Below are 12563 nucleotides of genomic sequence, written 5' to 3' on the forward strand. Positions count from 1 at the left end.
CTTTCTGTCAGTGTTGCTTCGTATTTGCGAGTGCAAAAGTAATAACTTATTTCTTAATGACCAAATGTTTTTGAAAGATTTTTTAAAGTTTTTTTCTTAACCTTAACTCTTTCCTAAACCTTCAATCCCTTACTCCTACGCTCCGTTTTACCGGACTGCAAAGATACAAATCTTTTTTAATTCCACAACTTTTTTCCTTAAAAAATTTTAAAGTCAAAAACTGTTTTTTCTGTATCCTTTTTAGAGTCTTATTTATTTATTACCGCTTATCTAAAAGCTCTTCTGCGCTACTTACTCATCTCTCGTTTTCAGTGGGGCAAAGATAGAGCTTATTACCAGTACAAAACAAGTAAACCAGGCATAAAGTTTACAATCCGTTCATATTAATCCTTAAATCACTGAAACCTAGGGAGAATAATTTTAAACTAACGTTTGGTTGTTGAGGGTTTAGGGGATGAGCGTTGGTGGAAATTGTGTTGGAGGGCGTGTTTGGGTTTTGTTTTAATTTAATCTCTCGCGGATTTGGCTGACGATGCAGATGGTGAATTTATAATATTCAGGCGCTTTTAATATGTGCAATCCTACTTTTATTAAAGATGTACTTGGGGAGTTTTGGATTATATGTTTAGGTATCTATTGAAAGAAAGCCCCATACCCTAGCCCGGATCGAAGCGGTTACCCCACAGCGGGGCTGGAGCGTTGGAGCGTAAAGGGTTGGAGAGCGTGTTTATCATTTTATTTTTAATTTAATCTCTCGCGGATTTGGCTGATGACGCAGATTCCGGATTTATAATATTCAGGTGCTTTTTATTTTGAGCGGCCCTCTTTATTAAATGTGTTGGAGAGTTTGGTCATAGGTTTGGAATGGTGACTGTTGAAAGAAAGCCCCATACCCTAGCCCGGATCGAAGCGGTTACCTCACAGCGGGGCTGGAGCGTTGGAGCGTAAAGGGTGTGGGTGCTGGAGCACATCGGTAAAGGTCGGCGCGAGGAGTATGAGCGGAGAGCCGGAAAAAGCTACCCGTAAAAATAGGTGAGTTGGAGAGTATGAGAGGAAAAGGGTTGGTGAGAGAGAGTTTGGGAGTTGGAGAATGTGAGTTCTGTGGTAGTGAATGCTTTGAATAAGATCAGAAAAACCTTTTGACAAGAAACTTATATGTAAAGTAGCCGATGAGACAGCCAATGGTATCTGCAACAACGTCCAGAGTCTCCATTGATCTTCCGAGTCCCATTTCTTCCTGAAGGATCTCTGTAAGAAAGGCATAAATCAAGATAATCTGAATGAAGTAGTAAAATCTGATCTTTGGAAATGCAGCCATGAAACAGAAGCCAAGTGCCGCAAAAATGCTGAGATGTAAGAGCTTGTCGATCCCGTCGAACATAAACCAATATTCGTGGTTCTCTTCTCCGGGTTTGAGAAGCATATAAGTAAGAAATGCCCAATAAATGGGCAGTATCTTACTAAATATTTTTGAAATTTTATCCAATGATGGCCTGATATTCTTCAGCGGAAAGTAATTCTGACTGATCTGCACCTTCAGCAACTTCTAATTTGATGATCCATCCGTTTCCATAAGGATCTGAATTCAATAGCTCAGGCTGATCTTCAAGTTCTGAATTGAACTCAATCACTTTTCCTGAAATTGGTAAGAATAAGTCTGAAACTGTTTTTACAGCTTCTACACTTCCGAAAACTGCTCCTCCTTCCAATTCATCATCTACAGTATCTACATCTACATAAACGATATCACCAAGCTCTCCCTGAGCAAAGTCTGTAATACCGATTGTAGCCACGTTACCTTCGATCTTAATCCATTCGTGATCTTTAGTGTACTTTAATTCTGATGGTGTGTTCATTTTTAATTTTTTATTTTGTACAAATGTATTCAAAATTCTACAAGCTTCAAATATCGGATATAAAAAATGTCCTCCAAAAGCTGAAGGACATTCAAATTTATTTTAGTTCTAATTAGAAACCTCCTGAATCCCCGAAGGTAAACGTAGCTGAGATTCCTGCTCTTATCGTTGACAGCGGGAATGCGGTTGAGATTTTATATTTTGAGGTCATCTGTTCGTAGAATACTCTAAGATTCAGATTTTCCGAAACGTTGTAGTCAGCAGATATTTTAATATTCATCAACCTTTGTCCTCCGGTAACCTGTGAGTCATCCAGCAGGATGTTGGTAATGCTGGTTCTACTGTCTCTTAAGGAGAAATCTCCTCTGATATTCAGATCGCTTCCTTTAGTCTTACCTCTTCCTCCCACATTGGTCATTCCAAGTCTGAAGTTTCTGATAATATATCCTACTCTTACAACATATTCACTGTTTGAATCTTCAGTGAGCGTATGATTGACTAATCCTAATAATAGTGTTCTTAATCTATTATACTGGATTCCGAACTGCATATTATTTCTCATTGTCATGTCAACCCCGATCAGTGGTGAGAAGTTTTCTACGTAACCCACCTGAGCAAATGTAAACGGATTGATGTAATCATCGTTGATATCTCGTTGTGTCGCATTATAATTATTAAGTGAATTAAAATAATCTATACTCGACTGAACTCCCGTTGCAGTGTACGTTGCCTGATAAGCATGGAGAATATCGAATTTGGAGAATTGTCCATTAATAATCGGAACATTCCTTAATCCTGAATAGGTGATCTTCCAGTTCGGGATCGGAAGCCCTGCTTTTTTAGGATTGCCCATCATTTTTGGAGTCTTACCTTCCACCGCAGCCCTGAACGCAGGAATAAGAATATAAGCATTTGATATTCCGTATCCGTCTTTGAATCCATTTGGTTCCAAAGCTCCCGGCATCTGCTGAGATAGTATCCTTGCGTTTTCCCTGATCGTCTGATAGATTGCAGTACCATCTTTAAATGCTGTTTTAAGGAGTACCACAGAATTGGTATAAGTTACCATATCATTGGCAAATGTATAATCAGGATTTGCGATTCCTGTAACTGGATCTCTGTAATTAAATCCTGTATGGGTAAAATTCCTGTTATAATTATGCAGCGCACTGATATCAATTCTGAGATCATTCATCGGCATGATCTGCAGATTTGCACGAAGCTCTTTTGTTGACATCCGGACATAAGGATCAGTCATAAATTCAGAGTCACTCACCCAACCATTCTCCATAACGGTTCTTCTGATATCTGCCTGTGAACCGAAAAGGAATCCGATTGTAGGACCACCTAATGTCTGACCATACCCGTACCAGTTTGGCGCAGAAAGTAATCCCGGAAGTACAGTACCATTATTTTCAGAATAGTTGATATCCAATTGTTTCATTGAGGTCAACAGATATGCCATACTCTGAAGTGGCGTTAGTCTGTTTTTAAACTTATATTTTTTATAAGCGTATTTGTTTTTCTCCCACTGTTGAGTGTACGCATTATTTAATGAATCAATTTCCTGCTTACGTTTCTGAAGTTTGGCAGAAATATTTTTGAAATATTTAAACTGACCGAAGAACTTCGTAAAGTCTGCTGTACCGGTAGCCAAAATTACATTGGTATTCTGCCCGATCGATCCTAAACTTCCATCCGGACCTGCCAAAAGAACAGTGGATCTCGCATTCCAGTTATAGGTAAATCCGTAACCTAATTCCGCATCGATGAAATCTAAGTACGGAAGATACTGGAACGGCAATTTATAATTTAACTGAACTCTGTGGTTATACAATACAGGTCTTCCGGCTCTGAACACATTTCCGAAAATGGAATTATTATCCATGGTGTTCACATCCACATTGTCATTCAATGTTCTGGTAGCTGAGTTGATTTCCAGTTTTAAAGATTTTGTGAAATTAAATCCTAAACCATACTGCCATCCGAAATAGAAGTTTCTGTTTTTGATTGCCCCGAAGTCATCATTATAGTTTCCATTTAAAATAGCATCAATATTACGGAACTCCAGTTCGTTATAATTTCTGTCAACTTCCGTTCTGAAAGAGAATCTTGTTGGAATTGGATTGAAATTAAATTCTTTTACCCATTTCAGGTATTTCGTAGATTTTGCCGTATCGCTGATCATTTTATTGAACGGACGGATTACCCACGGTTTAAAAGTATAATTGTAATCTATATACCCTCTCAGATATTGCCTGTAATTTCTTTTGGTGTAAATATCCCTGTAAAAATCATCGTTGTAAACGGCAGTCACAGAAATATTTTCCACATCATAGAATTTAGGTTTTCTATTCTGATTCATTCTTTCTTTGTGCATGTTTACGACACCGATGCTTCTCTGTTGAGTGTAGGTTCTTGCTACTTTTTTCAGTTCTTCCCTGTTAGCGGCTTTTTTAAATTCAACATCGGTATCCAAAGGATTGTATTTCGGATCTTCGATAGTCTGAGAATATGAATAGTTTAACGGGATTTTCACTCCTGTTTTTTCAGGTAAGAATTTATCAACGTTAATTGCCGTATTGATGCTGAAAGCAGACTGTGTAGACTGGTTTCTTTCTGCCGGTTTAGAATCAATATTTCCGAATCCGACGGATGTGTAGGATGCACTGGTATTCACCGTAGCAAAGTCTCCGAGGTTGAAATTTAAACTTGCATTTCCTGCATAACCTCCATCATTTTCAATTTCGGAAAGACGAATTTCATTTACCCAAAGAATTCTGTCGATAGCACCACCGGTACCTCTGTCATTCCCGTTTCGGATACCAATCATTATGGTCGTGATATTTCCTAAGCTCGGACGTCCTTTGATGTAAAGACTTTTAAAGGTATTTCCGGGATCAAAAACCTCATCTTTTAATCTCTGCACAATCTGAGTCGGATGATTCTTATCTCTTCTAATTTTAGCATCTACAAAATCCTGAATATTCAAGTCAACATCATTTTCCATCGGCCAGATTTCCATAGGAGCGGTCGCTGTGGTCGGTGTTATTTTTAATGAAGATTCATATTCGTAATAGTTGTCGGTAGCATCACTTCCAAAACGGATAAAGAATTTTGTTTTCTCATCAATCTGTCCGATATTCGGATCGCTGCTTCTAGGATCAGTATGGGTATGTACAAAAAGCTTCAGCTTTTTATATCTTCTCATATCCAATGTGGTGTTTTTAAATACACCTCTTGCTTCAGAAGAGGCAAGCGAGGTAGCTTTCAAATAGAGGGAGGCCTCATTTTGTCTTTGCGCTCCGGCGTTTCCGCTTAGAATCTGTCTGTCAATTCCCGGAGGTAATACATAAGGAGGTTGGTTTAAAGCATTTTCTTCAATATTCACACTCCCTACCTCAAAATCATTATTATTTACAACGACTGTACCTTCATCTGTTGCTCCGGAGTTTCCTGTAATTGCAATATTTTTAGGATATTTTCTCCAGTCTGATCTTACAAGATCCATTGTTCCGAATCTTAATGTAGAAGTCTGATCAAACCCTGTTAATAATAATCTTGCGAATCTTACATTATTTAAAATTGAAGGGTCCTTTTCTCCCCCAAGATTTGGTCTATTAGAGTTATTAAAATCTGAAACAGGGATTCTAAATAAATACCATTTCACATCATCAGTCTGACCATTTTGAAATGTAGCCTTAACAGTTTTCTGATCAACAATATAATTATCGGTTCCTGCTACTAAACTTGCCTGATCCAAATTAACAATATATTCATTATAGCTTTCGCTCTGATCAAGGTTATAATCTTTGTTAATATCTTCCGAATCCGGAGTCTGGGTAGAAACTTCCAGGGAATTACTCTGTGAATTTCCTTCCGGACCTCTGAAATATTTATAACGCTGTACTACAGATGCCGCCTGATTTCCGGTAAATCTGTCTGACATGTAGAATACGAAATCATCCACTGCAGGGTCAGATATGTTTGTAACCGGGTTTACAAATGTATTTCCAAATAAAGCCGCTTCCTGATCTGAACTTAATCCATCGTACCCTAAATCCTGTGCCGTTCTGTCTGCACCTTCGCTTGAGAAAGCGTATAAAATCGGTGGCTGCTTAGGCTGAACTCCCCAGTTCGAGTTTGTGGTAACCGATGGAGCAGAAGGTGTAGGCAATCCGTTCTCGTATTGCATTTGGCCGTCTTTAAGGATATCTTCAGATACGTTACCTAACTGTAATAAAAGTTTTGGATTTGCACCTAACGAATTTCCATCGGCATAAGGATCCATCATCCAGAATTCCACATATTCAATATTGGAACTTACAAAATTCGAAACCGAGATTGGTCTCATGATACCAGCCCATCTTTGCGATGTACTTTCAGCGGCAGGGTTTGAGTTATAAGGTCCTTTCTCTGCAGGATAGTATGAAATATCAAATGTGTTGGTATACGTCTGTTCTCCTGCAACGAAATCCCTGTTATTGAAAATCTCGGAGAACTGAACCCTTCTGGAAGCGTGGTTGGAAACCGACTGCGGGGTAATCCCGTTCGGAGCTCTTCCTCCTACTCCCCAGAATCTTGGGTCTATGTTATACCATGATAATAACCCTCTTCCATAGCCCTCTGTGATATCATTATTCTTACCGGCTCCTGTAAACAAAGGATTAGATTGGTTTTTTTCAGGTTTTGAAGCCAGACTCCATGCGGTCGGTTCTTTTAGAGTAATCTTTGAAGTGGTCTGCTCAAAATCGTCGATATAAGACTGATCATTAATTCCTTTATTTAAACCCGGAAGCAAATAAGCAGTTTCCATTTTGAAATTTAAATTGGAAGGTGCTTCTGTATTTACAAACGGAATTTTATCGGTTAATCGGGTCAGGAATGGCAACTGATTGTTGTACATCAAATTGATTCCCGCCATGGTATTGTTTACGGCTTCCTGTCCATAGTTTACTTTTTGAGTAAGCGGTGATTCGGAATAATTAACAACAGTTCCTCCTAAAATAAAGTTTTCATTAAATCTTCTTTCTAAATTTAATCCTAAGAAACGTTTTCTCTGGGTATTAAATGTAAGTTGATTTTCTAATGAAATATTAATCGCCTGACCGGATTGTTTCACCTGTTCATTGATAATGGTTACGGTACCGAGCATATAATCCACAGTATAGTCGATTCCTTCCGTCAGCTGAACACCATTTGCAGAAACTTTTACAGAACCCTGCGGAACATTTACGGCTCCTAAAGATATTCCTTGTCCTTGAGTTCCTTTGTAACGGCCTTCGATGGTATATCGCTGAGCAAGGTTACTGGATATGGCAACCTGCTTCTGCTGGCTGTACAGATCCGAGAATACATACTGCGGATCATTACTTCCGATCACCGACTGGATATAATTACCAAATGGCTGTGCTTTGGTAAAGATCACCCTCCCTGTTTCCGGTCTGATGGTGATTCCATTGACAAAGTCAAAAATTCCATCACCAGTTGTATTTCCATTGGATTGTAAGTCACCGTTGGCATTGAGTCGGTCCCAATTCAGTAATTTGATTAAAGGAACATTGTTCACCTGCGGATTATTAGCCACCGGAAGATAGTTTAGTTTACCTCCGGACTGCGGATCCCTGTATAAAACATTCAGTAGAAATCCGTCCTGAATAACCTGTCCTGCATCCAGCGAATAGATGTTTTTCATCATCAGATCCCACATTGGAGAGGAAGTCTTTACTGTGGTATTCGGTTTTAAAAGTTTTGCTACCAAAACCGTACTTTCTTCAGAGAATTCCCCGACTTTGTACACCTGATTGCTTCCGTTTACCGTATATGAAAATGACACCGCCAAAAGCTGGTTGTCATTCAGTTTCTGGTTTAATGAAATGTATCCTAATTGTGGCTGCAGGATATATTCGTTGGTATTTAATCTTCTTGCTTTTTTGTTAAAGATAAAATGTTCTCCGTCTGTATACGTTTGTGTTCCGCCCGATGCAACAGGAAGATTAGCTCCTTTTATAGCATCATAAGCTGTACTTGCATCTCTTAATCCAGGTAGCGCATTTACTGCAGAGTATAAATTAAATCCGGTTTGGTCGTTATTTGGAAGTACTCCCGGAGCGTCTCCAAGGTCCCTTACCCCAACTATACTTTTCTGATATTGTAAGTTGCTGTTTCCCTGATCCAGCACCCAAACTTCCATTCTAGTGATGCTGATCTTCGAATTGATCTGGGGATAATTTAATAAAGCATTATCATAATTGTTCAGGAAATAATGCCCGATAAAGTAATGCTGATTGTCTTCATAATCAATAGCATTCAGTTTAAACGTATTCATCACACCCCCTCCCTGAACGGTAATATTTCTGGCTTCTCCCTGTTGCTGGGATAACACAACAGTTCCGTAGGTTTTCCCTAACTGGAATTCTGTCTTTACCCCGAATAAAGATTGAGATCCACGGATCAGACTGGTTGAAAGCGGCATATTTACGTTACCGAATTCCACTCTTTTGATGATCTTGTCTTCACCGCCGGCACTAGGTTTATCAACATCCTGAAGCCCTTTCTGCTGAAGATCTTTCCAGCTTCCTTTGGCCTGCCATACGAGGTTCATCCTATTTTCGAAGGCAAAACCACTCTGAGTGTCATAATTGGCCTTTAACTGAAGATTCTCTCCTACTTTTCCTAATAAGCCAAGCTGAATTCTCTGATCTATGTCGAAGGTAAAACTTTTTCTGTTTTGCGGTAAAATCAGTGGATTGTCAATCTTCTGATAAAGCCCTGCAAAGTCAAATGAGACATATCCTGTGGGAATGATTTCAATTTTATTGCTTCCGAAAATTGTTTCAAAAAGACGGTTGTTAATGGTAAGAGAAGGAATTAACCCTTTTCTGGCCGCATCACTTTTATCCTTTCTGAACATCAGGCTGTAGCGGTCCGACTTTTCTTTGTAATAAGCCCTGGTCTGCTCTGCCATCATAAATTCTTTGTAGTCTTCGGGAGACATGGCTGTAGGAGGGCCGGTAATGGTATTTCCGATCTTCGGATATACGTAATACATACCGGTTTTTATATCATAATAGGCTTCGTACTGTGTAGGATCTGCCAGCTGATAGTCTTTTTTTATTATTGCTGTGTCTTGAACCGCCGGTCTCTGCTGGGCAAAAGTCATTACTGACATGCACATGAACGACAGGAACAGGAATATATTGAAATACTTAATATTTGCCACCAAATGTTAAATGTTTTTTAAAATTTGTTTTACCAATTCTTCGATTGAAATCTCCGGATTTTGCTTTATGATTCTGTCTGCAAGCTTCTCACTCATCCTCTTAGGAATACCCAAAACTTCTAATGCAGATAACGATTCTTCCTTCACTTTATTATTTGCCAGTGTAGAAATATTTTCTTCCGGATTGCTGAATTTCTGGACTTTATCTTTAAGGTCTACAATAATTCTTTCGGCTGTTTTAGCACCGATTCCTTTGGCTTTCTGGATCAATGCACTGTTCCTTGAAAGGATGGCCGAAGCAATCTCATCAAGAGCTAATGTTGAAAGTAAAATAAGAGCAGACACTGCCCCTACTCCGTTAACGCTTATTAACAGATTGAACATCTCTTTTTCTGATCTGGTTTTAAATCCGAAAAGCAAATGAGCATCTTCCCTGATGATCTGCTGAATAAAAAGAATGGTTTCCTGATTGGTGGTAAGGGTTTGTGAGGTCATTAAGCTAATACCTACATAGTAACCAACTCCCTGGACGTTGATCACTGCGTAAGTAGGCGTAAGTTCCTGAACAATGCCTTGTAGTGAAAATATCATTATTAATTTTTAAAACTCCCAAATATAGCAAATTAAACTAATTAATGTTTTCATTTCATGGACGAATGACTTTTAACTTAATTTTTAATTTGAATTTTAAAGATATGCCACAAAAACAAAAGACTTGAAAAACAGTCATCCGACATATATTTTAAATTCATCCTTATGAATCAGGAAAATCATCAGGATAAATTCGGGAAATTACCAGGATAAATTCCAAAAGTTATCAGGATAATATTTTCGGACAATACATAAAAAAACAAAGACTCCGGAAATGAAGTCTTTGTTTTATATATTTTTTAGCTTAAATAACCTGAGTTCGGATAAGAGATATTTAAATAATTGATTTTCAAAATAAAATTATTTTATCGCAAAGAGAAACAAAGAAATGTTTAATTTTTTGAGACGTTTTTAAGTTAAACAATGCCACTTCGTTTACCAAAGTAATACAAGAATTTTGTACTACTTTGATAAGTTTCACGCCTTTGTATATCTTTAATTTTTAAAAACCATGTAATTATACTTTTGTTTAGCTTTGCGTTATATAAACTTATCCCAAACTCAGGTTAAATACTGTGGAAGGTTATTTTTTCTCTTTAACCTCTCTTCTCTGAGCATCCAGTACGGCAATGGTTGCAAGATTTACAATTTCATCAACGCTTGAGCGCATTTGCAATACGTGAACCGGCTGCTTAAGTCCCATTAAAATTGGGCCGATTACCTGTGCCAGTTTCATTCCTCGAAGAATCTTGTACGAAAGATTGGCACTTTCAAGATTCGGAAAGATAAAGGTATTGGCCGGTGTGTTTCCTAATTTTGAGAACGGATAATCACTCAGGTGATCAGAATCCATGGCAAAATCTGGCTGTATTTCTCCGTCAACGATCATTTTAGGATATTTTTCGTGAAGAATGCTTACTGCTTTTGCCACTTTTTTAGATGTTTCGGAGATCGCAGCAAAGTTTTCAAATCCAAGCATTGCAATTCTCGGCTCGATGGCAAAAGATTTCACCGTTAATTCTGCCATTTTAGCAATATTAACAAGATCTTCGGCGGTAGGATTCTGGTTGATGGAAGTATCTGCAAAGAAAATCGGTTTTTTCTCAGAAAGAATCATCATCATTGCGGCTACTTTATCAACGCCTTTATCTTTTTCGATCACCTCTAAAACCGGTCTTAATGTAGACACATAGTTTTTAGAGAAGCCAACGATCAATCCATCGGTATCACCATGTCTCAGCATCAAAGGCCCGAAGTAATCTCTCTGGCGAACAAATCTTTTGGCTTTATATTCGTTCATCCCTTTTCTCTGACGAAGCTTCCACAGTGTTTCTCTGTATCTTTTTCTGTTTTCTTTCTGATCGTCATCACTAGGATCGATAATCGGAACATCAAGGGTAATTCCGAAACGCTCCATCTGTTCTTTGATGTATTTTTTGCTTCCTAAAAGACTCGGATAGGCAATTCCTTCTTCATACAGAATCTGCGCAGCTTTCAACACGTTGTATTCTTCAGCATTTCCTAGAGTAATTCGCTTAGGATTTGCTTTGGCGCGGTTCTGCATCATTCTCACTAACTTTTCATCTCTTCCCATTCTGTCGAGAAGGCTGTTTTCGTATTCTTCAAAGTCGGTGATGGTCTTTCTCGCTACTCCACTTTCTACGGCTGCTTTTGCTACGGCACTTGAAACCTTTGTAATCAGACGGTTATCAAATGGTTTCGGAATAAAATATTCTCTTCCGAACTGAAGATTCTGAAGGTTGTACGCTAAAATCACTGCTTCAGGCACAGGTTCTTTAGCAAGATCAGCAATAGCATGAACGGCAGCAAGCTTCATTTCTTCATTAATAGTTTTCGCCTGTACATCCAGTGCTCCACGGAAAATATACGGGAAACCAAGAACGTTGTTTACCTGGTTCGGATAATCACTTCTTCCTGTCGCCATGATCACGTCTTTACGCGTTTCAATGGCAAGATCATAGGCGATTTCCGGATCAGGGTTGGCTAATGCGAATACGATAGGATTTTCATTCATGCTCAAAAGCATTTCGGGTGTCATTACATTTCCTTTTGACAATCCTACGAAAACATCAGAACCTTTTACGGCATCTTCCAATGTATCAATATCGGTTTGAGCGATGAAATCCAGTTTTTCGGGTGTCAGATTTTCTCTTCTCTGGTTGATTACTCCCTTACTGTCGCACATCAGTACGTTTTCTCTTTTTAAACCTAAAGAAATATAAAGGTTGGTACAGGCAATCGCAGCGGCTCCGGCTCCGTTTACCACCATTTTTACTTCTTCGATTTTCTTATTGGCGATTTTTAAAGAGTTTATTAAGGCTGCAGCAGAAATAATTGCTGTTCCGTGCTGATCATCGTGCATCAAAGGAATATCCAGCTCTTCTTTTAATTTCTGTTCGATATAAAATGCTTCCGGAGCCTTAATATCTTCAAGGTTGATTCCTCCGAAAGTAGGCGCAATTCCTTTTACAATATCAATGAATTTGTCCGGATCTTTTTCGTTGATCTCGATATCAAATACATTGATGTCTGCGAAAATTTTAAACAAAAGACCTTTTCCTTCCATCACAGGCTTTGACGCCTCTGCACCAATATCTCCCAATCCGAGAACCGCTGTACCATTAGAGATAACTGCTACCAGATTTCCTTTTCCGGTGTAATCGTAAACGGTTTCCGGCTTATCGTGAATTTCCATACAAGGCACTGCAACTCCCGGCGAGTACGCCAATGACAGATCTCTCTGCGAAGAGTGCGGTTTTGAAGGAATCACTTCGATTTTTCCTTTAGGTTCGGCTTTATGATAATCTAACGCGGCCTGATTAAAGTTCTTTTCGTCGCGGTGGGTTTTACTTGACATATATTGAATTTTGTTA

5 protein-coding genes are annotated in these 12563 nt (G+C 38.7%); all 5 read right to left on the minus strand.

What is annotated here, in order from left to right; translation table 11 throughout:
• Nucleotides 1-1126 precede the first annotated feature (1126 nt).
• The gene (locus BMW64_RS09295; protein ID WP_312903130.1) at nucleotides 1127-1423 is read right to left on the minus strand and encodes a VanZ family protein; all 297 of its coding nucleotides are present in this window, start codon (nucleotides 1421-1423) and stop codon (nucleotides 1127-1129) included.
• 55 nt (nucleotides 1424-1478) lie between these two features.
• Nucleotides 1479-1856, minus strand: coding sequence for a glycine cleavage system protein GcvH (gene gcvH, locus BMW64_RS09300; protein WP_089855944.1), 378 nt, complete (start codon nucleotides 1854-1856; stop codon nucleotides 1479-1481).
• Nucleotides 1857-1968: 112 nt separating this feature from the next.
• Nucleotides 1969-9033, minus strand: a complete 7065-nt coding sequence (gene sov, locus BMW64_RS09305; RefSeq protein WP_394332262.1) for a T9SS outer membrane translocon Sov/SprA — start codon at nucleotides 9031-9033, stop codon at nucleotides 1969-1971.
• Between the two features lie 51 nt (nucleotides 9034-9084).
• Complete coding sequence (ruvA, locus tag BMW64_RS09310; RefSeq protein ID WP_089999721.1) at nucleotides 9085-9669, minus strand: Holliday junction branch migration protein RuvA; 585 nt, start codon at nucleotides 9667-9669, stop codon at nucleotides 9085-9087.
• A 583-nt stretch (nucleotides 9670-10252) separates the two neighbouring features.
• Nucleotides 10253-12547 (minus strand): NADP-dependent malic enzyme, encoded by a 2295-nt coding sequence (locus BMW64_RS09315; RefSeq protein ID WP_089999722.1) that lies wholly within the window; start codon nucleotides 12545-12547, stop codon nucleotides 10253-10255.
• Nucleotides 12548-12563: the final 16 nt, after the last annotated feature.

The organism is Chryseobacterium taichungense (assembly GCF_900109935.1).
GTDB lineage: Bacteria > Bacteroidota > Bacteroidia > Flavobacteriales > Weeksellaceae > Chryseobacterium > Chryseobacterium taichungense.